The sequence below is a fragment of the Nostoc sp. NMS4 genome, from assembly GCF_017115095.1.
Classification (GTDB): domain Bacteria; phylum Cyanobacteriota; class Cyanobacteriia; order Cyanobacteriales; family Nostocaceae; genus Nostoc.
This window is the reverse complement of sequence record NZ_JABXKI010000037.1, coordinates 1-24,807: the sequence shown is the minus strand read 5'-3', so window position 1 is coordinate 24,807 and position 24,807 is coordinate 1. Positions and strand designations below refer to the sequence as shown.

The 24,807-nt window shown below is 42.5% G+C and carries 16 protein-coding genes and 1 pseudogene; 10 read left to right on the top strand and 7 right to left on the bottom strand.

What is annotated here, in order from left to right:
• The first annotated feature begins 175 nt into the window (after positions 1-175).
• The 3 genes from HWQ37_RS01295 (at position 176) to HWQ37_RS01285 (ending at position 5,126) form a co-directional block, all read left to right on the top strand.
• Entirely contained in the window at positions 176-2,443 is a 2,268-nt protein-coding gene (locus tag HWQ37_RS01295) for a protein phosphatase 2C domain-containing protein (RefSeq protein ID WP_292742849.1), read from the top strand.
• 313 nt (positions 2,444-2,756) lie between these two features.
• Complete coding sequence (locus HWQ37_RS01290) at positions 2,757-4,331, top strand: CHAT domain-containing protein (RefSeq protein ID WP_292742847.1); 1,575 nt, start codon at positions 2,757-2,759, stop codon at positions 4,329-4,331.
• Positions 4,332-4,478: 147 nt separating this feature from the next.
• Positions 4,479-5,126 (top strand): hypothetical protein, encoded by a 648-nt coding sequence (locus HWQ37_RS01285; protein WP_292742845.1) that lies wholly within the window; start codon positions 4,479-4,481, stop codon positions 5,124-5,126.
• A gap of 510 nt (positions 5,127-5,636) precedes the next feature.
• Here HWQ37_RS01285 and HWQ37_RS01280 read toward each other — a convergent pair.
• The 7 genes from HWQ37_RS01280 to HWQ37_RS01250 form a co-directional block, all read right to left on the bottom strand.
• Positions 5,637-7,019 carry a PrsW family glutamic-type intramembrane protease gene (locus tag HWQ37_RS01280; protein ID WP_292742843.1) on the bottom strand — a complete coding sequence of 461 codons (1,383 nt, stop codon included), beginning with the start codon at positions 7,017-7,019 and terminating at the stop codon, positions 5,637-5,639.
• Between the two features lie 438 nt (positions 7,020-7,457).
• A complete protein-coding gene (locus HWQ37_RS01275; RefSeq protein WP_292742841.1) occupies positions 7,458-8,060 on the bottom strand; it encodes a DJ-1/PfpI family protein in 603 nt (200 codons plus the stop codon).
• 191 nt (positions 8,061-8,251) lie between these two features.
• Positions 8,252-8,704: a nitrate reductase associated protein gene (locus tag HWQ37_RS01270; RefSeq protein ID WP_292742839.1), complete on the bottom strand. Its 453-nt coding sequence runs from the start codon at positions 8,702-8,704 to the stop codon at positions 8,252-8,254.
• Between the two features lie 114 nt (positions 8,705-8,818).
• On the bottom strand, positions 8,819-9,277 hold the full coding sequence (locus HWQ37_RS01265) for a phosphate-starvation-inducible PsiE family protein (RefSeq protein ID WP_292742837.1): 459 nt from the start codon (positions 9,275-9,277) through the stop codon (positions 8,819-8,821).
• 644 nt (positions 9,278-9,921) lie between these two features.
• The gene (locus tag HWQ37_RS01260; protein WP_292742835.1) at positions 9,922-12,147 is read right to left on the bottom strand and encodes a molybdopterin oxidoreductase family protein; all 2,226 of its coding nucleotides are present in this window, start codon (positions 12,145-12,147) and stop codon (positions 9,922-9,924) included.
• A gap of 540 nt (positions 12,148-12,687) precedes the next feature.
• Positions 12,688-14,184 (bottom strand): NarK family nitrate/nitrite MFS transporter, encoded by a 1,497-nt coding sequence (locus HWQ37_RS01255; RefSeq protein WP_292742833.1) that lies wholly within the window; start codon positions 14,182-14,184, stop codon positions 12,688-12,690.
• Between the two features lie 165 nt (positions 14,185-14,349).
• On the bottom strand, positions 14,350-15,996 hold the full coding sequence (locus HWQ37_RS01250; protein ID WP_292742831.1) for a ferredoxin--nitrite reductase: 1,647 nt from the start codon (positions 15,994-15,996) through the stop codon (positions 14,350-14,352).
• 400 nt (positions 15,997-16,396) lie between these two features.
• Here HWQ37_RS01250 and HWQ37_RS01245 point away from each other — a divergent pair, with 400 nt between their 5' ends.
• The 7 genes and pseudogenes from HWQ37_RS01245 to HWQ37_RS01215 all read left to right on the top strand — a co-directional run.
• On the top strand, positions 16,397-16,810 hold the full coding sequence (locus HWQ37_RS01245; RefSeq protein ID WP_292742829.1) for a QcrA and Rieske domain-containing protein: 414 nt from the start codon (positions 16,397-16,399) through the stop codon (positions 16,808-16,810).
• Between the two features lie 366 nt (positions 16,811-17,176).
• The gene (locus HWQ37_RS01240; RefSeq protein ID WP_292742827.1) at positions 17,177-18,475 is read left to right on the top strand and encodes a HEAT repeat domain-containing protein; all 1,299 of its coding nucleotides are present in this window, start codon (positions 17,177-17,179) and stop codon (positions 18,473-18,475) included.
• Between the two features lie 731 nt (positions 18,476-19,206).
• A complete protein-coding gene (locus tag HWQ37_RS34795; RefSeq protein ID WP_465249656.1) occupies positions 19,207-19,965 on the top strand; it encodes a WGxxGxxG-CTERM domain-containing protein in 759 nt (252 codons plus the stop codon).
• 474 nt (positions 19,966-20,439) lie between these two features.
• On the top strand, positions 20,440-21,387 hold the full coding sequence (locus HWQ37_RS01230) for a LysR family transcriptional regulator (RefSeq protein WP_292742825.1): 948 nt from the start codon (positions 20,440-20,442) through the stop codon (positions 21,385-21,387).
• 388 nt (positions 21,388-21,775) lie between these two features.
• Complete coding sequence (locus tag HWQ37_RS01225; RefSeq protein WP_292742823.1) at positions 21,776-22,015, top strand: hypothetical protein; 240 nt, start codon at positions 21,776-21,778, stop codon at positions 22,013-22,015.
• On the top strand, positions 22,015-22,572 hold the full coding sequence (locus tag HWQ37_RS01220; protein ID WP_292742821.1) for a phage tail protein: 558 nt from the start codon (positions 22,015-22,017) through the stop codon (positions 22,570-22,572). Before HWQ37_RS01225 ends, HWQ37_RS01220 begins: the two co-directional genes overlap by 1 nt.
• 23 nt (positions 22,573-22,595) lie before the next feature.
• Positions 22,596-24,807 (top strand): annotated as a pseudogene (locus tag HWQ37_RS01215) (hypothetical protein); the annotation flags it as partial.

The window sequence follows — 24,807 nt, the reverse complement described above, 5'->3', positions numbered from 1 at the left end:
GGTTGACTTAGGAGCGTATTTTTTGGATAAGTTTTGTATTAGCACCTGCTGATATCCGCCAGCTAAAATCATCATCTAAAGTCTGGATATGTCAAGTTTAAGAAAGATGAGCGGTCTAGATTGTCCCTACTAATGCTATTAAAGAAATTGCCAATCGCTGATCGGTGCGAAAACTATGGAAAATGACGCGGCAACGCTCCACTGTCCAAACGAAAATTGTCAGGCTGCCAACCCCCTGACTCACAAGTTTTGCCAGCGATGTTCCACGCCGCTACCCAAAAATTATCTCTGGGCTGTGGTAGATAGCCCAAGTGTGGGTAGCCCTGGAGAAATATTAGCCGATCGCTATTTAATCCTTGATAAATTTCTTCTTTTAGATACGAAGCCCGGTTTCTTATCGCTAACGCCTGAGTTACATAATTTGCAGCCTCTAAAAGCCTACCTGAGACTGATTCCCTACCGTTTACACGTACCACAGGTATATGGAGTGCTTTTTGTTGCTGACGGGTCTTCCGAACGAGAAATATTACTCTTAGAAAAACCGCCATTATTAGTAGATGACACTACCCAACAAGTGCAATTGGGCAGCGAATTAACTACCGCTTGGCGTGATGCAACATCGATGCGCCAACTAAATTGGTTATGGCAAATAGCTCATCTGTGGCAACCTCTTGTGAGTGAAGGTGTCGCCTCTAGCTTACTTGACTCTGATGTATTACGGGTAGAAGGATCGTTAGTCCGGTTGTTAGAACTGCGTTTCGACAGCGCCACATCACCAGAATTACCCCAATTAGGTGGATTTTGGCAACAGTTGGTCAGCACTGCCAAACCAGCTATAACAGAATTTGTCGATCGCGTGAGCCTGGCTTTAATTCAGGGAGAAATTAATTCAACCGATCAATTAATCGGAGTTTTAGATCGGGGACTGGCTGGGTTAGGGCGATCGCAAACACCCACGATCCAGATTATCACCAAAACCGACACCGGGCCAAGTCGCCAACGGAACGAAGATGCCTGTAGCCCTCCCAGTGGAACTCTGGTGAGCAAACCACCCCAGCCAACAGCCTTAGCAATTGTCTGTGATGGCATTGGTGGACATGAGGGTGGCAATGTCGCCTCAAATTTAGCCATTGAAACCATCCAGCAGCAGGTACAGCAACTAACAAAGGTTCCCTACGACCACATAGACCCGGAACTGCTGTTAAATGACCTAGATAAGGCAGTGGCAATGGCCAATGACAAAATCAGTCAGCGCAATGACGGTGAAAATCGCCAAGGTCGTCAGCGCATGGGTACAACTTTAGTCATGGCATTACCTGTTGCTCATGAAATGTACATTACCCACGTCGGCGATAGTCGTGCCTACTGGATTACACGCCACGGCTGTTATCAAGTTACCCTCGATGATGATGTCGCCTCCCGCGAAGTGCGACTAGGTTATGCCATTTACCGCGAGGCAGTACAACAGAGTGCGGCTGGCTCTCTCGTTCAAGCTTTGGGGATGGGGTCTAGCAGTTCATTGCATCCCACATCGGGACGGTTTATGCTCGATGAAGATGCTGTTTTTCTGCTCACATCCGATGGTTTGAGTGACTTCGATCGCGTGGAAGAATACTGGGAAACAGAAATTTTGCCGATTCTAGTTGGGGAAGCAAATATAGCCACTGTTGCCGATCGATTAGTCGAAATTGCTAATACTAAAAATGGACACGATAATGTCACCGTCGCTTTAGTTCACTATCAAGTCCAATATTGGGAACCAGAAATTACTATCCAAGCAGTGATTCCCCAAAGTTATTCTGCCAAAACTGTTGATTTAACATCCAAGGCGACAGCTCCGACAGTTTTAGGCAGCCCAAATCACAAGACTCAGGTGATTCCAGACACCGAACCTGCTAAAGCTCGCCAGTTCCCCCTACAGTGGATAGTTCCATTAATATTTGTGCTAGCAGCAGGTTTTTTAGGATTGTTCGTTAAGCAACTGCGATCGCCATCAGGTGCTTCTCCAATTTTTTCCAATCCATTACAAACTCAAAACCCTGGCATCGAAGCGACACCTACACCGCGATCGCTGACTAATCTTTCTCCTGGTTGGGTAATTCAAACTAATAATGACATCTCCTTGGGAAACAACAAATCACTTCCCCGTGGGACTTTTTTAGAAGTTATTGAGAAAAAATCAAATCCAAATCCTGCTTCTGGGAGTTTTTTGGTGTCTATGCGAGTCTGTGCCAATAAAAATACACAAACTCCAGCTAATTCTAATACCCCAGCCGTAACTAATTCAGTTCCAGCAAATTCAAAACCTTTGCCCGCAACAGTATTGCTAAACTCCTCCCAAATCAACCGTTTTGGCATTATTGTACAATCAGACGTACCAAATCCATGTAGAACTGTCACGCAACCGCCAGTTACCGAACCACCTGATACCAGTCCAACTTAATCAAATACTCGATAAACTTGTGAAAACCTGGAATAATAACAGGTAACAACTAGAGTAAAAAATTTGCGAGGTAAAAGAGTAAAAAATTTTCACCTTGGGGAGTTTTTATCAAAACAGAATTTAGGAGTCAGGAGTCAGAATTCAGAATGAATTTATATACAACACAACGATCGGCGGTAGTTGAGCGCAGTCGAAACTCAGTGCAAAACAATTAATGTCGGGTTTAAATCTCCCACTCATTTATTCTGAATTCTGAATTCTGAATTCTGAATTCTCTTGAAATTATTTTTTTAGCTTTTAGTTTAATGAATCCATGCCATCCCTGAATTTGGCGATCGCCCGTCTCGTAAACACTGGCACTGACAACTTCGCTATTTGGGTGGTCAAGGCTCCCTATCCCAGTGGCTACGTTTTACGTGACTGTGTATGGCCTGTTGAACTGACCCAAGTATGGCAAGAATGGCAGCAGATGTTTGCTGGTCATAGTCACCTAGATATTCCCCCAAACTCAACATCTCAAAAGGTCAACCCACTCCCCATAGATTGGATTTCACCGCCTTCGGGTCAAACTACTGGCCCCTACAGCAGTCGTCTGATGCAATACTTGGGAATGAATTTATGGCGCTGGGTATTCGACGGGCAAATTCTTGGTAGTTTAGAACGCAGTCGCGGTATTGCTATGGGTCAGCATACACGTTTGCGTTTTCGACTAGAAATTCGTGACCCGGATCTGATCGCTTTCCCTTGGGAAATTATGCAGCGTGAGCCTGGTCAATCGGCGATGTCTCTCTCGCAAGATTTGCTATTTAGTCGCACCACTACTGAAGTTGACGCTTTACCGCATTTGCGAACTGACCAAGCTTTAAGTATTCTGCTGGTTTTAGGTCATGATGACAAGCTGCAACTAGAACAAGAAGCCGCTATCTTACAGCAAGCTTTGGTAGATACACCTGGTAATTCCCAAAGATACGCGCCTTGTGTAGTGAATCAACTCATCCAACCAACTCCACAACAGTTGATTGATGAATTAGAAACTAAAGAATACAATGTTTTCTTTTACGCTGGACACGGTTTGCCAGATCCAGACGGAGGGTTACTGTTTTTGCGCCAAGATATGCCCCTCAACGGCATAGAATTGGCGCAAGTCTTGACCCGTACAGGTGTAAAATTAGCAGTTTTCAACGCCTGTTGGGGCGCACAACCAGCTGCAATCAATCATCAAGCTATCCCTGCCAGCAGTTTAGCAGAAGTACTGATTCGTCACGGTGTACCTGCGGTTTTGGGGATGCGCGATGAAATTGCTGACCACGAAAGCCACAGTTTTATTCAAGCCTTTACCGAAGCTTTGCGATCGCACAAGCCAATTGATGAAGCCGTAGCACAGGCAAGGCAAGAGTTGTTAACATTGTATAAATTTAATCAACCTGCCTGGACTTTGCCTGTTCTCTACCTGCATCCAGATTTTAATGGCGAACTGATTAAGAATCTGGATGAAGGTATTACCGAACTACCAGATACAGCCATTCCTGATGTCGGTTCCTCGCTTCCAATTGCAAGTTTGCGATCGCTCACTCCCAAAGGTAAAACTTGGGTACTGCGTTATGGAGTTACCCGCATCGGTCGCACGAAAGACAATGATATCGTCATCCCCGAACCATCTGTATCCAAACGCCACGCCGAAATCTTCTGCCGCAACACTCTTACAGATGCTACACTGGTGCGAACTTATTATTTGCAAGATTTTTCCACCTACGGGACAACCTGGTTTTTAGGCCCTAATGGTTGGCAACAAATCCTCCGAGAGGAAGTCCCTTTGAAATCGGGAATGCAGTTAAAGTTTGGAAGTGCTAGGGGTGAAACCTGGGAGTTTATTATTCAGGACTCCTAGCAAAGCCATTGCATAAATAGATTTTTGTGTTAAGTATCAACTTCTAAAATCTGTTTTTTTTGCACAAGAAATCAACTTTTTTTGCGGAAATCTCTTCTGAGGAGTTGTAGCTGTCAATACCACCAAATAATCATGAGGGAAGAAAATATGGCTCACAAAATTAATGGCTCAGACACTTTCTCATCTTTGCCATCTCAAGTAGATTTAGAGTTATTAGAAGCGTTATTAGAACCAGAGGATGCTAACTATCCCTGGAATCCGGGTGATGATGAATCAGAAGCTTATTTTCAGGAACTAGAACAACAGTTTGGAATGGAAGGTTTGCTTGATGAAGAACTGATGAGGCGATCGCAAGATTTTTACGGACATCTAGATACACTTTGGTCTGGTATCACTCCTACACCAGACGAAAATCATCACCTCCAACAGGCAGTAGTACTTAACCTTCAAGAAATATTACGTACTAATTTTTCCGCCTGTGTACCCCAAATATTGCTCAATACCATCGCCACCAAAGCTGCTGAGATATTCGCGGCTCGTCAATTAATTAGCGAGCAACTAGTTGAGTGCGTTCAGAGTGTACTACCAACTTGGGGAACAGAGGATCTGATCGTTTTAGCTCGTCCTTTTGCTTACGCCATGCGAAGTAGCGAATCACAAAATGCGGCATCTGCACTCAGAAATCTGCAAAATAGCGAGTGGACAGCTTTATCAGAAGTAGAGAAAGCAAAGGTTAGTTTAGCGATCGCTTCTTATGCTTTTACCGAACTTAACAAGTCTCAGCCTGAAGTATGAATCGGGAATGGGGAACTTGTACTGACTTGTGCCGAGCTTGTCGAGGTAGCACAGTCGTTGACGCAGCCTCTCGTAGAGAAATATGGGGAGTAGGGAATAGAAAAAGTTTTCCTTATCCGTTCATTGTGTTCGCGTAACCCGCGCTTTGCATTTACTCTGTTTAGAGGTGTGTTTTGCAAAGATGTTGGTTGCCCTACGCAAAAAAGAGTCAAAAATCAAGACTTTCGCAAGAAGCTTTATGATTTTTGTTTTTCTAGGTATAATTACTCCATAATAAATTTACACTACGCTGATTTTCAAATTAGGCCATCTATCCCAAGAGGTAAATACTCAAGCATTGAGAGTTTTTTATCGTAAATCCAAGGATTTAAGACCCCTACCTCTACAGGTAGCATCATTTTCAGTCGGGGTTTAAATCCCCGTCTGAAAACGTCTTTAATTTTGAATTTTGTTAGCGCAGCGTTAGCGAGTCTGCGAGCGTCATTTTGAATTTTGAATTGTTAATCTCCCCTACTTTGGCCCAAGAAATCGGGTAGCAAAATTTTGCGATCGCGTCGGTGACAGCGCCCGTGCTTTGAGAATTGCCGCCATCAAAAATGCATAAGATAACACCCCAACAACTACCAACAGCAAGGCATTGATCGATCCTGTAGCATTCCACAGAGCGTGGAGTGCAGAGGCACTCAGATAACCAATAGAGAGAATTTGCCAACTTCTACTAGGTTTGAGGACAGCTAACCCGATAAAATAACCCAGGTAGCCACTATAAGCCATGTGTCCGGCTACAGAGCCTAAAATTCGCGGAATTAGCAGTTGTAAACCTGCCAGTTGACCAGCAGCCCCTATACCCACCTGTTGCGTGACATTTTGAGTTATATCAGGTACATACTGACCGAGGGTTTCTAAGAGAGTGAAGCCCACAGCAGAAGCTGTACCCAGGAGAATGCCATCTAGAGGTTCCCAGATGCCGATGCGTTCCCGCCAAGGTGAAGACAACATTCTCCCGATGGCAAAAGCCCCTAGTACAGGTAATGCCTTGAGTAATTCCTCCATCAACCCAGCGCCAAAAAACATCCGCACCAGTAACTCTGTGAAGGTAATAGATTCTTGGGGTGTGGGCAAGCTTCCAGGTAGGATGCCGCGAAATACGAAAATAAATAGATCCAACAACGGACTGAGCAAAATCAGGATTGTCCCCAATGATGTAGCCATTAGCACCCACCAAGGCTTTTGTTTACCGCAAAGTTGGTAAACAAAATAGTAGGCAGCGAAGGCGATGTAACTTGCTACGATCACTTGATTAGCTTGGGGACGACCGACTGTAGCGAACATCAGCACCACAAAAATTACGGTCAGTATTCCCGGTACGAGGTAAGCTTTACTAGTTAAATCTTTACCAGTGGAAATAATCGGAAAAAGTTGGGTGAAACTAACAGAATCTGGCTGCTTTAATTGCGTGTGGTTGTGGTAGTTTGTTGCCGAAGGCAGTGGTGTAATTTGGTTGACTGTCGTTGCCGGAGTCAGTGAGGTATACTCGTATTCAAAAATGTATTGTGGCCCATCAGCACCTAGAGAAATGCGATCGCCTGGGTGCAATTCCTGACATTCATATAAGCGTTGTCCATTCAAATAAGTGCCATTAGCACTATTCAAGTCACAAAGCACCCAGCTAAATTTGCTATCTGGGGATAGAGAGAGGGGACGAACCACTGCATGACGACGAGACACCATTCGGTACGTCATGGCATCCAAGACAACTTGGCAGCTGGGGTCGCGTCCAATTACCATCTCTTTACTGGGGGGCAGGGAGTAGCGAGATTCTGCTCCCAAAGCTGCCCCATTACCAGACACTAGCCGCAGAAATGCATTATGTCTTGCGTTTTTGCCTGTCATCGATAAGAAGTGCGTTTCTAAACTAATTCTTCACATAATTTGGCAGCAGGACTAACCTTAGCCACATTAGCAGCAGCATTGCTAAATCCACTATAGCTTCACTTACTGCTAAGAAATTTAAAATTATTGATGCAAAATTCCAAATTGTTTCACCTCATGTAAAGAAGTATTCCATCTGCTGAGAGTTTGTCCTAAAAGTGGCTTCTTAGGCGGATAAATCAGTTTGTCTCGATGCTCTACTTTTGACATCGTAGCGGCAAATTAAAGCTACTGCAATTTATTAAAAAATAGTATTTTTTACTGCATTTAGTTCCATTTTAAAAATATATAATTTTCAGTCGTCTGTTGTCAGTTGTTTTTGCCAAAGCTCTTTTGGTGTTGGGAGTGGGGAAAGAAACTGTTATGAAGATTTAACCAAAAGATTTCTGGTATCTTGCCTCAAACAACTGTAGTCAGTTCTGGGTGTTCAATCTTAGTTCCAAGTACTGTGAGGAATTCTGCTAGCCAATGCGGGTGAGCCGGCCAAGCTGGTGCTGTCACCAAGTTACCATCAACTATTGCCCGATCGACAGGGATATTAACATAGATCCCTCCAGCACTCTTGATATCTGGGCTACAAGCGGGGTAGCCAGTACATCGCTTACCTTGCAGTACATCAGCCGCCGCCAATATCTGCAAGCCGTGGCAGATGGCAGCAATCGGTTTATTCGTTTGGGCAAAGTGACGGGTGATTTCTAGCACCTGCTGATTCAAGCGGATATATTCTGGTGCGCGTCCTCCGGGAATGACTAAGGCATCGTAGGTTGAGGCTTCTATTTCTGCAAACGTAGCATTTAAAGTGAAATTGTGTCCGGGTTTTTCACTATAAGTCTGATCTCCTTCAAAGTCGTGAACTGCTGTCCGCACTTTGTCGCCAGCTTTTTTGTCGGGGCAAACTGCATGAACAGTGTGTCCTACCATTTGCAATGCCTGAAAAGGCACCATCACTTCATAGTCTTCTACATAGTCGCCAACAAGCATCAAAAGTTTCTTTGCAGCCATATTTTTTACCCTTATTTTTAATTGTTATAAAGTAAATATTAATTTATAATCAGTTATTTTAGTCGTTAACATCTACATGAATTTTTGATACATTACAACACTAATTGTGTTTTAATGTATCATTTGATGGCTGCAAGTTAACAAAGTGTAATCCACCCTACAGATTTGTTTTGTTAATGACTATTGACTAATTAAAGCAGATGAAATTCTGCGATCGCTCTCTTAAAATTTTTGTTTTCATGTCCTGGATGGCTGAGTTTAATCAAGGCAAAACGCTGTAAGGGTGTTAATGCTGTCCAGTCTTGCTGTGTCAGGGTTACACCTATTTCTTGAGCTTTTTCCTGAAGGCTAGCTGGCACTATGGCAGAGTCTAGCCATGCAGGATGAGGTTCGATGGATAATTTTGTAGCTGGTATACCTGTACGTTGTATGATTAATTGCTGGATATACTCGCGGTAAGACTGAATTTCCGTTTCTGTAGTGCAAGGTAATTCGACTAAAACTTGACGCTGATCTGTAGCCATTTGATTCCAATCAGACAATTTTAGTTTGATGCCACAGGTATCTAATTTACAACGCACCTGCATAGGGATGCAACGCAAAGAATCAACAAATTCTGCTTCAAATTGAAAGAAATCTGTCATTGTTGGACAAACCCAAAGTTGATGGGTGAGGATGAGGAATGGGCAATCGGGAGTAGCGGCAAGTTTTGTGGCGGGGTATAGATCCCCATTACGAATTACGAATTACAAATTATCTTAACTTGCATCTTTGGAATTACTGGAACGAATTATCAAATAACTAATCGATAAGGAAAGAATAGCTACACCTAGACCGATTATATCAAGACCTCCAATTTTTTCTAGGTCAAGAATAATAATTTTTCTGGCAACAGCAATTAAAGAAGTGACAATAACTAATTCAACTTGAAAAACGTGTCTTCGTAAATAGGCTGTAATATTCTCTAAGATTTCTAAGGCAATTAAAATATTTAAAAATAAACCAAAAACCTTATACAGTGTTGTGTTAAACTTCCCATAAGGGATTGTAAATAATTCTTTGAAAATAAATATTCCTAAATCTGTAATTGCTACCAAAATTACAATTACCATGAAAATAGATAGAACTTTAGAAACTAGCACTTCTATGTTTTCAATGATGTGCATGAAGTTCTCGTCTTTGGTAGCTCTTAAAATTTCCCTGAGTAACTTTTTCATAATGCTGCACCCGATTTTAAAATAAAATCCCATAGATAAATCTAGAGGATTGGAAAAAGATTACTTGCTGATGCGAATGGCACGCTTGTTAAAAGCCCAAAGTCTTGTGTTACCTCGTTCCCAGCCTGGAGGATGGGAACGTATTACGAGAGGGCTGCTGCCTCTCATTAAGTCACCTACGGTGTACACACAAGTCTGAAATAGCTGATTAACCAAGGTTTTACCCCACCCTAACCCTCCCCTTGCAAAGGGGAGGGAACTAGATTTCCAGTCTTCCCCCAATGCATCCGGGGGATTAAGGGGGGTAATTCGATTTTTGTGTACACCGTAGCATTAAGCCACTGGAGGCAGAGCCTCCCAGCCTCCAGGCTGGGAACCAGTCAGGGCAAGGGCTGTGTCTTAACTTAGTGCCATTCCTTGCTATGCTTTGTAAGTTTTCTAACTATTTTTTATTATTTATCCATTGCTAAAATTAAGTCTAGTAAATCTCTTTGTTACTAACAATTTACTTCTTTAGATATAGTAATTGGCAACAGTCAAAATTAGAGAGTCATAAAAACTGATAATAACTATTGACTATTGATTATTGACGAAATTACCTATTGCTGGTTATAAATTATCGCTTTGGAGCGACACTTTGCAGCTTACCATTGTAAGGATTGGAGTTGATGATTTTTGATGGGAACTTCCACCAAAATTGGTATCAACTGCACCGCACAGGCTTTTAATTCTGGTTGCAACGAATCGGGGCACGATTCTGGATGGGTGAGGGCGTTAGCTTCGGCATTGTCTGCCCACAGGGAACCCCAGTGCATGGGGACAAAAACTGTACCAGGTGCGATCGCTTTTGTTACTTTAGCAGGAAACTTTGCTTGACCGCGACGCGATCGCACTTCTACACACTGGTTATCTACAATACCTAACTTAGCAGCATCACGGGGATGAATTTCGATAAATGGTTGGGGATGCATTTTGCAAATTTTTTCAACTCGACCGGTGCGTGTCTGCGTATGCCAGTGTCCGTAAAGTCGTCCATTAGTTAGCACAAACGGATAATCGGGGTCTGGTGGTTCTGCCAATCCCTTGGAATAATATGCCCCAAATCGAGCGCGTCCGTCAGGAGTGTGAAAGCGGAGATTGGTGTATAATCGTTTCCCAGAGCAATTTGCAGATGCTTCTCCCCCTGCTTCCCCTGCTCCTCTGCTCCCCCTGCTCTCTTCTGGATGAGGCCATTGAGTCGGGCCTTCTGCTTGTAATTGCGCGTGACTGATACCTGTCATCTCGCAGGGGCGGTTTTTAGTTAGTTGGACAAACTCAGCATAAACTTCAGCAGAGTTAGCAAAGGCGAATTCTTTCTCAAAACCTAATCTGCGTCCAACTTCTGCAAAAATTTCCCAATCTGCTTTCGCTTCTCTTGGCGGTTGGCGGAAGGCTGAACACAGAGTTACCACCCGTTCGGAATTTGTCATCACACCAGTTTTTTCACCCCACTGGGCTGCTGGTAGCAAAACGTGAGCGTAGGCAGAGGTTTCTGTGGGATAATAAGCGTCTTGGTAAATAGTGAAAGGCGATCGCAACAACGCCTTTTTAGTCCGCTCTAAATCTGGCATACTCACAGCTGGATTAGTAGCTGCAATCCACAGTAACTCTACAGCGTCATTTTCTAACTCAGTAATCATATCCCAAGCAGTCAAACCGGGATTGGGCGAAATTTGTCCCGGTTGGAGTCCCCAAAACTGCTCAATTTCTGCACGGTGCTGGGGATCTTTCACCGTCCGATAACCTGGTAATAAATTGGCCAAACCTCCAACTTCCCGTCCTCCCATCGCGTTGGGTTGACCAGTGAGGGAAAAAGGGCCAGCCCCAGGTTTGCCAATCTGTCCAGTCATCAGGTGGAGGTTAATGATAGTTCTAACCTTAGCCGTCCCTTCTGAGGATTGATTTACACCCATTGACCACAAAGACAGTACCCGCTCAGATTTACCCCAGTAATGTGCTGCTGTTTCTAAATCTTCAATACTGATTCCACATTGACGAGCCACTACTTCGGGCGGAGAGTGGCGAATTATTTCAGCATAAGCCGGAAAGTTGCTGGTACACTCATCTATGAATATCGCATCAATGTAGTGCCAGCGCATCAACAAGTGGGCGATGCCGTTCAATAAGTCGATATCTGTACCGGGACGAATGGCTAAATGCAAATCAGCAGCTTCTGCGGTTGGTGTGCGACGGGGATCGACCACAATCATTTTGACTTTGCGATTCTTTTTGTGATATTTCTCCAGCCGATTGAAAACGATGGGGTGACATTCAGCCGTATTAGTACCAATTAAAAATGCACAGTCAGTTAATTCTAGGTCATCGTAACAGCAGGGCGGCCCATCTGAGCCAAAGCTTTGAATGTACCCAGACACAGCACTAGACATACATAAACGTGAGTTGGCATCAAAATTATTAGTACCCAAACAGCCTTTCATGAGTTTCTGGGCTATGTAATAATCCTCGGTTTGAAACTGACCGGAACCGTACATACATAAAGCTTCTGACCCTTGGGTGAGTAGCACGGTTTGAATGCGTTTGGCGATCAAATCGAAAGCTTCATCCCAACTAACGCGGCGAAACTCTTGATCTAATGAGTCGCGCACCATTGGGTAATGTAATCTATTTTTATCTAAAGATTCTGCGATCGTTGCGCCTTTAACGCAAACCATTCCCTTACTAGATGGATGGGCTTTGTCGCCCCGCACCCGCCAAATGGGATTTCCTTGGCCATCTCGATTAGTTGCTTTGCCAAGTTGCGCTGGAGGTGAAACTTCTAAACCACAGCCAACACCACAGTAGGGACAGAGAGTTTTAGTAAATTCACTCATGGCAGTTGTAGCATTTTGTTATTTTGATTGGGCAACCTCAGATGTAGCGAGTGTTTGAGGAATTTGTATGTTATGCAAAAAGCTTTTTATCGAACCGCAGAGACGCAGAGAGCGCAGAGAGAAGAAAAAGAGATTTTCATGAATTTTGATATAGCCTTTCTCGAATGGAAGCAATACATTTTGACCTCACTTCCATTGCTCTCTCCTTTTAGGCTACGGTGTACACACAAGTCTGAAATAGCTGATTAACTAAGGTTTTACCCCACCCTAACCCTCCCCTTGCAAAGGGGAGGGAACTAGATTTCTTTTTATAAGGGGGGTAATTTGACTTGTGTGTACACCGTAGCTCCTTTTAGGAGAGGCTTTGAATCTTACTCACCAATGCTAGGGTCTGTAAGCTAATCGTCATTCATTTTTCCAGAATGATTCGCTTTTAGTAAGGGCTTCAGCCCTGCTTTTATGCAACTTAAATGCCGATTAGCTTATTACACTCAAGAGAGAAGGGCTAGAGTTAATTTCACTAATTTATCTTTGAGTTGATTATTCTTCAGTTAACAATATGTTTGCTGGGGTTTCTGCTAATTCACCTTCAGATGCAGCCGCAAAGGAACCTTTTGGTTCTTTGAGGAAAAAGGCACACATAAAGGCGCAGACTAAAGCAGCTAAACCCATTGTAGAAAACAGGGTTGGAGCGTCGGTTAAGCTAAAAATTGTCAGGTAAACTACGCCGCCAAAATTACCGTAAGCTCCCACATTTCCGGCAATTTGTCCAGTAGCTTCTTTCTTAATTAGGGGGACAATGCTGTAAGTCGCACCGCAGCCAGCTTGGGCAAAGTAAGCGGCAAACATTGTAACTGCGATCGCAGCTGGAATCGGCCAGCTACTATTAATAAAATGTGCCATCAAATAACTAACACCAATGCCAGCACTGATAATTGTCATTGTCCACTTTCGGGAGCTAAATTTATCAGAAATTAAGCCACCACTGGGACGAGAAACCAAATTTAAAAAGGGATAGCTAGCGGCAATCATCCCAGCGATAACATGCTCTAAAGCAAAAGTTTTTTCAAAGAATGCTGGGAGCATGGAAACAACTGCAAGTTCGCTGCCAAAGCTAGTTATGTAAGTGAATTCAAGTAAAGCTACTTGACCAAATTGAAAGCGTTCAGATGGAGCATAAGTTTTCTTACCAATTAGCAATTCTCGGTTTACTTCCCAAGCTTTGTAACTTTGGTAAGCAAATAATCCCGCTAATAGCAACCAAGTAAGATACATTTGGCTCAAAGTTAAGAAGTGAATTTTCTTTTGTTCCAAGCGCCAAGCTAATAAACCCAAGGCGAAAATCAAACCAAAATTCGAGACAATCATCGCCCAGAAGCTTTTAATACTGGTCACTTCTAGAGAACCATTTTTATTAGGTTTCTTGTAAACTTTACCTGCGGGCGTATCTTGGACGCTGTTGTAATAAATTACGCCGTAGATAGCTGCAATAATTCCTGTAAATGCGATCGCAAACCGCCAGTTAGAAGCACCACCAGCGAAAAAGCTGGTAGAAACTGCAATCATCGGTAAGGCAAATTCTGCACCAAAAGCTCCAAAGTTTCCCCAACCGCCGTAAATGCCTTGAGCAATTCCCATCTCCTTCGGCTGGAACCATTCTGCCACCATGCGGATACCCACCACAAACCCAGAGCCGACAATTCCCATCAGCAAACGACTGATAACTAGTTGATTAAAATCTTGCGCTAGCGCCGTCGCCAAACAAGGAATAACCGTAAACATCAGCAATATTGAGTAGGTGATTCTGGGGCCAAAACGATCCAGAAGCATCCCAATAATTAGCCGTGCAGGAATTGTGAGGGCGAGGTTACAGATACCTAAAGTTTTAATTTGCTCTGGCGCTAAATGTAGCTCTCTGCCAATGGTTGTAGCAAAGGGTGCAAAGTTAAACCAACAAACAAAGGTGAGAAAGAAAGCAAACCAAGTTTGATGTAAGATGCGGTAGCGATCGCTAAATGAAAATAAGTTTTTAAGCATTCCAATCTTTGTAATTAAATGAAGTGACGGAGATGAGGAAGACGAGGGAGACAAGGGAGACAAGGGGACAAGGAGATAAACAAAACTCCTAACTCTTACTCTTGTACAGACGCGATTAATCGCGTCTCTACTTCTAACTCAGCACTCCTAACGCCCAATGCCCAATCAGTTACCAACTAATAGGGCTTCTTTATTGAGTTTTGCTCCAAACTTTTGGATGAGTAAATCTTGCAATATTGGTTGCAAGTCTTCGCATGGTATGCCTTTGATGATGCAAGTTCCCAAATGAGCATCTTTGCCGACTTTGCCACCCATATATATGTCAACGCCTTCGAGGGTTTTGCCATTTTTGCGAGTTTTAGTTCCCATCAAGCCGATGTCTGCAACTTGGGGTTGTCCGCAAGAGTTGGGGCAACCTGTCCAGTGAATTCGCACTGGTTTAGTGAAGGTTAACTCTTCTTCTAAGACTTTAATCATTGCTAGGGCGCGGTTTTTGGTTTCAATCAGGGCAAAGTTGCAAAATTCTGCACCTGTGCAAGATACTAGCGATCGCGCCAGTAAACCAGGATTAATGGAAAATCTTTCTAGCAACGTTTCTGTTAAAAATGTTGCTAAACGCGAGTCAGCAATGTTGGGAATAACAATGTTTTGCTCAACTGTAAACCGGATTTCGCCAGTGCCGTAAACTTCTGCCATCCGAGCGATTTCAAACATACCTTCGGCATCCAAGCGACCGACAGGAATGTTCAAACCTGCGTAATTTAATCCTGGTTGTTTTTGTTTATATACCCCAATGTGGTCGCGTTTTTCCCAGTCGATTTCGTCTTTTGCGGCTGCGGATATTAATGATTTACCCAAACGACTTTCTACTTCTGCTCGAAATTTATCGAAACCCCATTCATCGATTAGCCACATCAAGCGGGATTTTTGGCGATTAGCGCGTAAGCCGTGGTCACGATAAACTTCTAAAATGGCTCTACATACAGCTACCACATCTTCAGGAGCCACCCAAGCATTTAGAGGAATCGCCGCTTCACAACGTTTGGCTGAGAAAAAGCCACCGACTAAAACGTTAAACCCGAAAATGAGTGCTGAGTCTTGAGTGCTGTTAGCGGTAGCGGGGCGTTGAGCTAGTGCTGAGTGGGAAAAAGACTCAGCACTCAGCACTCGGCACTCAGCACTATTTTTAAATGCTGGCACAAAGGCTAAATCGTTAATTTCAGCGTGAACTGAATTGTCTCTTCCACCTGCGATCGCAATATTAAACTTCCGTGGTAAGTTGCTAAACTCTGGGTTCCCTTCGCCTTTGTTGGTAAGCATATCTTGAATTTGTTGTACCAACTCTCGCGTGTCGTACAACTCATCTGCATCCAACCCCGCCACAGGATCGCCTGTAATATTGCGAACGTTATCCATTCCTGACTGAATGCTGGTTAAACCAACTGCGTGAAATCTATTAAAGATATCTGGTAAATCTTCAATTCTGATCCCCCGTAATTGGATATTCTGTCTCGTGGTAATATCAGCGCAACCATCATCACCGTAACGCTGCACCACTTCAGCCAAAACACGCATCTGACTGCTGCTAAGAATACCGTTAGGCATCCGCAACCGCATCATAAACTTGCCTGGGGTAACTGGGCGAAAAAACACGCCTACCCATTTGAGTCGATGATCGCGATCTGTTTCGTTCATTGCCTCCCAACCCAAGGAGGCAAATTTATCTATCTCATTCTTGATGGTGAGTCCATCTTTTTCTGCTTTTAATTTCTCGAACTTATTGAGACTAGTAGTAGTTGCGATGTCTATCATAGGGAATAAAAACTTAATATTTAATTACGGCTGATTATTTTTACTCAAGAGCATTCCAACGCGAAACTTCAAATCCGTGGTTAGTTAAGGAAAACTTGTCGCCATTTACATCTTGGGAATTTGTCAAGCTGGTTTAGATAATGTTCATGTAACAATTTCGATACTCATAACTTAAGATGAGATTTTTGTTAAAATCGTATAAATTGTTACGTTTTTTTGAGAAAGTTGCAAAAATTACATATTTTAATGTATTTTTTGCATAAAAGTCAGAAAGCGATGCAAAACCCTTAATCAACGGTGTTTGAGATGACCGCAGCAATTTTGGATCGCCATAGATTAATCTAAAATCCAAAATTAAGTGGCAGATTTTAGCTAAAACTTAGATATTATTTCAGAAGCTATGAAACGTCGTGATTTTATCAATTGGGTAGGTTTGGGTTTGATTGCGAGTTCTTTACCTGTAGCGATCGCAGCTTGTTCTTCTCAAACAACTCCAGCATCTAAAGATTGGCAAACAGTCGGTACATCGGCAGATTTAGATAAAACAGGTCAATTGCTGGCAAAAAACTCACCTGCTGGGCCTGTGCTGGTAGTCGGCACATCTAAAGCCGGAACTCTCACTGCTGTTAACCCTACCTGTACTCACGCAGGTTGCACTGTAGCATGGAAAGCTGATGCGAAAAAATTCGCTTGTCCCTGTCATGGTTCGGAATATGGAGCCGATGGTAAAGTGCAAAAAGGCCCAGCAACAAACCCCCTGAAAACCTACGCCGCCAAAATTGAGGGTAATTCGATTGTAGTCAAGCCAACTTAAAATAATTCGTAATTCGTAATGACGCGACCCTCGAATACTCGCTAACGCTGCGCTAACGTAATTCGTAATGGATGACCAAGCAAAAAAATTGTAGGTTGGGTGGAGGCTTTGCGTAACCCAACATTGACAAGAAATAACACGATTTGCTGACAAGCTCAGAGGCTTCAGCCGTGAGTAGAAGCAAACGGCAGTTTTATTTAACTGCTGTGACTAAGTAATGAGTAATAAGTAATAAGTAATGGGTATTTACTTATTACTCATTACTCATTACTCATTACTTTTCAAGAATCTCAGTCACTTTTAGTGCTGAGAGTGTCAAAAACCATTAGTACTGCTTTGCATAATTAAAAATTAAAACAGAGTGTCGTGAGTAACATCAACCAGCTTTTGATGCAAGCCGAGGCAGCATATAATGCAGCTGATTGGTCATCACTAATTCAATATTTGCAACAGTTAATTTTAGGGGTAGACTCGGAACATCCAGAGATGGTTAAAAATCGAGAATATCTCCTGAAATTAACACTTTCGGTGTTAGAAATTGGGGATTTTCAACAACGGTGGGAAATTACCAAAGTGTTGACTCAGTTGGGCAATATTGCCATTCCACCTCTGATTGAAATATTAGAAGATGAAAACGCAGAAGAAGAATTGCGCTGGTATGCGGCAAGGACTTTGGGCGAATTTAAACACCCACAAGCGATCGCATCAATAGTTGAATTGTTGAAAAATGATGACGATGAAGAACTCAAAGCGATCGCAGCTACAGCACTGGGACAAATGGGTACTGTTGCGATTGCTTCACTAACTGAACTTCTGTTAGATGAAAATACACGATTGTTAGCAGTGCGATCGCTTTCTTGTATTCGGCAACCAGAAACCATCATACCTCTGTTAAGTGTAGTGCAAGATCCGCAAGCAACAATCCGCGCCGCCGCAATTGAAGCCCTCAGCAGTTTTCATGACGAACGTGTACCACCAGTATTATTAAAAGCTTTGGATGATATAGCCGCAACGGTGAGGCGTGTAGCAGTGCTAGGTTTAGGTTTTCGCCCCAACTTATACCAACCATTAGATTTAGTAACGAAACTGCAACCCAAACTTTACGACTTTAACCTTGATGTTAGTTGTGCAGCCGCAGTTACCCTTTCTCGTATGGGTAGTGATGATGCTGCCAAATATTTATTTGATTTGCTGATTTTACCCCAGACACCGATAAGGCTACAATTAGAAACCATCCGCGCTTTAAGTTGGGTGGGGACGTTATCAAGTTTGGAATATTTGCAACAAGTATTCAATCAAAGCACTTCTGAGACACTTTGCCAAGAAATTGTCACAGTTTTGGGAAGAGTGCAAAAACCGCACTTAACTACACCAGCCGCAGAAATCTTACTGCAAATACTGCGGTCGCACTATCCAGTCATCAAGATTGCTAACATCAAAAGTGCGATCGCCTTATCTTTAGGACAGTTAGGCAAAATCCAAGCAATTGAACCATTGATCTTGCTGTTAGGCGATTCTAATACATCGGTGAGACTACATGCGATCGCCGCACTAAAAAATCTGGATGGGGAAGCTGCACATCAACAATTGCAGCAGTTAGCAAATAGTGATGCAATCCCAGCAGATTTCAAACAAAGAATAGCGATCGCTTTAGCCGAATGGTAAATTTTACTGTCAACTTTTAATCGCATAGTGTTTCGTTGGCGCAGCTTTTCGTAAAGAAGAGAGGACTCAAGCCCTTACTACAAACCTTTAGTTATTTATGCCCTCCTACTTAACTGACAATAAAACTATTCCTTAAGTCTAAAGTAAGACACACCTGGAGTATGAAGTTATAAGTTCGCAGGTTAAATAATATTATGAAGTATTCTTAATAGAGTCTCTAGCCACTAGTACAGCACGGCGGAAATAAACCACCCATTCTAAATCAATGAAACCCTTGCGCTTTATTCATTTTGAATTTTGAATTCCGCCTTGCGGTACTAGTGGTTTGACTCTTATGGTAGAAGCCCAGCGAAAAACTAGCAGCTATGCTATGTAACAGTAACAAAATAATTCACAATAAGTAATTAAATGAAAATGGGATGAAAGTGAATATAATTTTATTCTAAAAATAAATATTATTGTTCATTTTTCTTGTGAACAAACGACTTTGGTCGTGAATTCATAACCCTGAAGTAGTAATTACTGATTATGAATTATTTTGCTTGATGTGACGAATAATAAGTTGTTGTGGTATCTTCAAATACTTTCAACTTTTTCAACAAAAGCTAGGTAAAAGACTCCTCAATCTATCTTTTCAAAATTTACCTAATTTAACAGTGGATTGAGGAGAGAATATCGGTTTTGGAAATCAATCAAGCATAGAAATCTAGAACATAAAAGGAACCATAAACATGAAGCCTTTCAATTTATCTAAAGCTGCTTTAGCTACTGTCTTTGCCATCAGTTTCGCTTCTGTGTCCTTACCTCCTTCAGTTTTTGCCCAAAGTGGAGGTTCCAGTGGTGGCACTGGAACCACAGGCACTGGAACCACAGGTACTGGCACAACAGGTACTGGAACCACAGGTACTGGCACAACAGGTACTGGAACCACAGGCACTGGAACTACAGGTACTGGAACCACAGGTACTGGAACCACAGGTACTGGCACAACAGGTACTGGAACCACAGGTACTGGCACAACAGGTACTGGAACCACAGGCACTGGAACTACAGGTAGTGGAACCACAGGTACTGGCACAACAGGTACTGGCACAACAGGTACTGGAACCACAGGCACTGGCACAACAGGTACTGGAACCACAGGTACTGGAACCACAGGCACTGGTACAACAGGCACAATGGGTACTGATTCCACAGGTAATGGAACCACGGGTAGTGGAACAATGGGTACTGATTCCACAGGTAATGGAACCACGGGTAGTGGAACTACGGGTACTGATTCCACAGGTACTGGAACTACAGGTACTGATGCCACAGGTACTAACAGGAATACAGGCGTTACAACTTCGGAAAGAACTAGCGATCGCGGTTTTGATTGGGGTTGGCTAGGTTTGTTGGGTTTAGCTGGTTTAGCAGGACTGCGTAATCGTGAAAAAGTCCGAGCTTATAGCGATCCTGATGAAGTAACAGGTTCTCGCATTAGAAAATAGTATTTAAGGTTTTTGGCGCTAACTGAACTGTATTGCCTTATCGAACAGAATTCAGGAGTCAGGAGTCAGAATTCAGAATGAATTCTGTACGACTGGCAGATAAGATAGCGCAGCGTTAGCGAGTACTCGATAGCGTAGCGTTAGCGAGTCTTCTCCCAAGGGGAGACGCTAAGAGCGATAGCGCAGCGTTAGCGAGTCATCGAGCGTCACGAGCGTCGCGTCTGAATAAACGGTGAAACACCACACCAAATTGAAAAATTGGTGGCCAACCAACAAGAAACTTGCGGGTCTAAATCCCCAACTAATTGCATTCTGACTCCTGAATTCTTTCTTAATAAGATTTAGGTTAAGCTATACCTCACCCCCAACCCCTTTTTGAACTTACAAAGAGAGCTTGGGAGTGAGGTTTTTATATGATTATTAAAAATCCGTTAACTTAATGAAACCGATAAATGTAATTCAGGCTACATAAAAATGCGCCTAGAGCAGTTGCAAGCCTTTTTAGCGATCGCCCAAACCGGCAGCTTTCAACAAGCAGCACGAACGTGTGGTATTACCCAATCGACGATTAGCCGCCAAATCCAATCATTAGAAGCAGATTTGGGGATAGAACTGTTTCACAGAACCAGTCATGCCAAGCTAACGCTAGGAGGTGAACTTTTGCTACCGCGCGTCCGCAAAATTTGCCAAGAGTGGCAGACTGCTACAGAAGAATTAGCCGATTTAATCGCCGGAAAGCAACCAGAACTTTGCATTGCGGTGATTCACTCTCTGTGCGGATCTTACTTACCGCCAGTGTTGCAAAAATTTTGTCATGATTATCCAGATGTGCAACTGCGGGTAACTTCATTAGGAAGCGATCGCGCCCTGAAAGTCCTCAAAGATGGATTGGTGGATTTAGCAATTGTGATGAATAATCGCTTTTTAACCACCAGTAGAGAAATGGTGGTAGAAGTACTTTATGATGAACCTATAGAAATTTTAACCGCAGCCAATCATCCCCTAGCCCAATATGAATCCGTCCCTTGGTCGGAGTTAATTCGTTATCCCCAAGTGGTTTTTAAAGATGGTTATGGGATGCAACGCTTAATACAAGATAGATTTGAGCGGATGGAAGCTAAACTCCAGTCGGCTTTAGAGGTAAATACCCTAGATGCCTTTCGGGGAGTCGTGCGCCAAGGACAATTGATAGCTTTGCTACCTCAATCCGCATTACTGGAAGCTCGTCTTGACCCTACCCTGGCGATTCGTTCTTTAGCTAGCAATAACACTAGTGGTTTGGCAGACGGTTCCGGTTTGACTCGTCGGGTAGTGATGGTGACAACTCAAGACCGTCTGCAAATTCCCCCCATTAAGCACTTTTGGCAACTCGTGCTAGAAAATATTCCACTGCAAATTGACCAGCAGCGATCGGCTTCTTAAGGAATGAGAATTAAATAACATACAATTTATATCCCTGGTTTACCTCACCCTCAATCCCTCTCCTTATAAAGGAGAGGGAAGCTAGAGACAGGATAAAGTTTTGCATCTTATTTAATCCATGTTCCTAAGCGTTATTAGTCATTAGTCACTCAATGTAAAGCGATGTCTCCGATGGTCAGTGAGCCGCCTGTCTAAATTTTCGGGAAACCCAGTCCCTACAAAAGTGGCGATCGCACTTGGTTAACGCACGCTATAAGCTCAGGCGATCGCAGTTTTAACATTAATTCATCAAAAGTCTAAATTTAGGCAAAGTCCAAGTTAGACTTTTGGCTACTTTTGATTCTGATGCAGTAGCTTTAGCCTTGACTATAGGAGAGCTTTTTTATTTATGGACTCAAATCAGCAACAAAGTTTTTTCGTGTTCGATGGAGATGTTGGCGGTACTGCTGGATACGTCGGGATTTCGGCGGGATCTGATGCTGAACAAGCAGCTATTGCGGCGGGTAAATACCTCAACGACTCAATACTTTTAAACGAGCTTACCCAACATGTGTATAAACTTTTGCTAGAAGACCTGCGATCGCAGCGAGAAAGGCTCGGTAATTATCGTTCTCAGAGGTGGTTGTGATGGCTTCATTACTCTCAAAGCTCTCAAACGTGTTTGGTACAGTTGCTAATAATGGCAACATTACTCACGAATTAGATTATGTCACTGATAATCGTTTCTATGTAGAGATAGACAGTTCTATTGCTGCATCCTTTACTGAATGTTCAGGATTAAGTGTTCAAATTAAGAAAAATGTTTTTAATGAAGGTGGTGTCAACGACCAGCAAAGAATTTATTTAGGTTATACGGAATTTGCAGATATAACTCTTAAACGTGGAGTTACCAATCATCAAGGTTTTTGGAACTGGATGAGTAAAGTTTTTGATGAAAAAAACGTGACACTTCGACGCAATGTCAATATTCTAGTTTTCAATCAAGCTGGTGACACAATGATGAGTTGGACTTTGATTGGTGCTATTCCTATAACCTGGAAAACACCTACACTCCAAGCAGATGGAAAGGCAGTTGCAATTGAAGAATTAACTTTAGCTTATGAAGGTTTACAAGTCGGACAAACAACAGGAGGAGGCTCTGCTGTAGAACGGATTAAAAAAACCGGATATTTTCCTTCTAGCTAATTGGCTATTTTTTAACCATAACTATGCAAATTATTCAACCTGTACTAGGAAACAATATTCATCCACTGGGGGTAAGATCATCTTTATCTAATCTTCACAATATAGGATTGAGGAAAGAGTCTAATTTTCTCAGTTATATAGGAAATCAATCACCATTAGTCACATCTTCTAGATTTTTCTTGTCTCGTAAATATGAATCGTCGATTCAACCATTAATAGGTTGGGATACTCACGATATAAATAGTGAGTATCCATTATTTGAGTTTGATTCTTTTGACTCAATAATTCAACCCGAAAATAGTAATATTAATAGTAGTAATCCTGGAAAAAAAAGTATTCCAGAGATTATGCCAACTAGCATTGAGAACAATACGAGTAACGACCCGCTATCAGAAACAAATAGTAAAACTAAATCTAAATCAAAAAAAACAAATAAGTCTCAAGAACCACCAAAGACAAAACCAAAAAATAGAACTAAAAAAGCAGTAAAATCATCAGCAGCTAAAAATATTAAGCAATTGGTTGATGAAAGTAATATTCCTATTAGTTTTAATGAAAATAGTTTATTAGTGTCAGATGAACCTCAACAGGTAGAGATTCATTCTGAAAGTCCTACTTTACAACAGAATATTGCTTCAGAAAATACTACAAACGATCGTGATTCTGTTACTAATCTAACGGTATCGACTTCGCCTAGTATTGAAAGTAAATCGACTTTGCTCAGGAAGACTTCTAAAGATGAACTGCAAGTAAATTCTGAGTTAACATCTATTTTGACAAGTGCAGACTCGTATGGGATAGAAAGAATTTCGCCATTACAACAAGAAAATAAATTAGACGAAAGCACAAGTGGATTAGCAGAAACTTCCTTTGTAGAATTTCCTTTGCCTAATAATATAACAGTAGAACAAGGAACTGATTCTAGTATTACGAGTGAGTCTCCAGCCAGTGTACCTGTTCAGTTAACACCGACCTCAGCCAATATTATTGAAGACACACCTAGTCTGTTCAGAAACTCTGATAATAATGAAGAGTTAGTCACTTCCGAGTCACAGTCTCCAATGGTGGTTAATGTTTCAGATGTCTCAGCAAATGTGACTTTCCTGCAACGTTACAGCAACGTCGAGAAAACTACCAGCGAGTCTACAGAAAGTCATCCCATCTTAGCACTACCTGAGATTAGTAAAACCGCGATCGCACCAAAATTTAGTACCATACCATCTGAGATTGGTGAAACACCAACAATTAGCACTACATCACCTGAGATTATTCAACAAGCGATCGCACCAAAATTTAGCACCATACCATCTGAGATTAGTCAAACTGCGATCGCACCAACAATTAGCACTACATCATCTGAGATTATTCAACAAGCGATCGCACCAACAACTAGCACCACATTACCTGAAATTAATGAAGTACCAGTAATTAGCACCATACCATCTGAGATTAGTCAAACTGCGATCGCACCAAAATTTAGCACTATACCATCTGAGATTGGTGAAACACCAACAATTAGCGCCGTATCACCTGAGATTATTCAACAAGCGATCGCACCAACAATTAGCACTACATCATCTGAGATCATTCAACAAGCGATCGCACCAACAACTAGCACCACATTACCTGAGATTAGTGAAGTACCAGTAATTAGCACCACATCACCTGAGATTATTCAGCAAGCGATCGCACCAAAATTTAGCACCATACCATCTGAGATTATTCAGCAAGCGATCGCACCAACAATTAGCGCCACATTACCTGGGATTAGTGAAGTACCAGTAATTAGCACCACATCACCTGAGATTATTCAGCAAGCGATCGCACCAAAATTTAGCACCATACCATCTGAGATTATTCAGCAAGCGATCGCACCAACAATTAGCACCACATCATCTGAGATTACTGAAACACCAGTAATTAGCACTACATCACCTGAGATTATTCAGCAAGCGATCGCACCAACAATTAGCACCACATCATCTGAGATTACTGAAACACCAGTAATTAGCACTACATCACCTGAGATTATTCAGCAAGCGATCGCACCAACAACTAGCACCACATTACCTGAGATTAGTGAAGAACCAGTAATTAGCACCACATCACCTGAGATTATTCAGCAAGCGATCGCACCAAAATTTAGCACCATACCATCTGAGATTAGTCAAACTGCGATTGCACCAACAATTAGCACCACATCACCTGAGATTAGTGAAACGCCAACAATTAGCG

Coding starts and splice junctions, on each gene's coding strand:
- HWQ37_RS34795 (WP_465249656.1), top strand. CDS start 19,207: ATGAAGCCTTTCAATTTATCTAAAGCTGCTTTAGCTACTGTCTTTGCC.
- HWQ37_RS01245 (WP_292742829.1), top strand. CDS start 16,397: ATGAAACGTCGTGATTTTATCAATTGGGTAGGTTTGGGTTTGATTGCG.
- HWQ37_RS01260 (WP_292742835.1), bottom strand. CDS start 12,147: ATGAGTGAATTTACTAAAACTCTCTGTCCCTACTGTGGTGTTGGCTGT.
- HWQ37_RS01290 (WP_292742847.1), top strand. CDS start 2,757: ATGCCATCCCTGAATTTGGCGATCGCCCGTCTCGTAAACACTGGCACT.
- HWQ37_RS01295 (WP_292742849.1), top strand. CDS start 176: ATGGAAAATGACGCGGCAACGCTCCACTGTCCAAACGAAAATTGTCAG.
- HWQ37_RS01280 (WP_292742843.1), bottom strand. CDS start 7,019: ATGACAGGCAAAAACGCAAGACATAATGCATTTCTGCGGCTAGTGTCT.
- HWQ37_RS01270 (WP_292742839.1), bottom strand. CDS start 8,704: ATGACAGATTTCTTTCAATTTGAAGCAGAATTTGTTGATTCTTTGCGT.
- HWQ37_RS01250 (WP_292742831.1), bottom strand. CDS start 15,996: ATGATAGACATCGCAACTACTACTAGTCTCAATAAGTTCGAGAAATTA.
- HWQ37_RS01285 (WP_292742845.1), top strand. CDS start 4,479: ATGGCTCACAAAATTAATGGCTCAGACACTTTCTCATCTTTGCCATCT.
- HWQ37_RS01275 (WP_292742841.1), bottom strand. CDS start 8,060: ATGGCTGCAAAGAAACTTTTGATGCTTGTTGGCGACTATGTAGAAGAC.
- HWQ37_RS01225 (WP_292742823.1), top strand. CDS start 21,776: ATGGACTCAAATCAGCAACAAAGTTTTTTCGTGTTCGATGGAGATGTT.
- HWQ37_RS01265 (WP_292742837.1), bottom strand. CDS start 9,277: ATGAAAAAGTTACTCAGGGAAATTTTAAGAGCTACCAAAGACGAGAAC.
- HWQ37_RS01230 (WP_292742825.1), top strand. CDS start 20,440: ATGCGCCTAGAGCAGTTGCAAGCCTTTTTAGCGATCGCCCAAACCGGC.
- HWQ37_RS01220 (WP_292742821.1), top strand. CDS start 22,015: ATGGCTTCATTACTCTCAAAGCTCTCAAACGTGTTTGGTACAGTTGCT.
- HWQ37_RS01255 (WP_292742833.1), bottom strand. CDS start 14,184: ATGCTTAAAAACTTATTTTCATTTAGCGATCGCTACCGCATCTTACAT.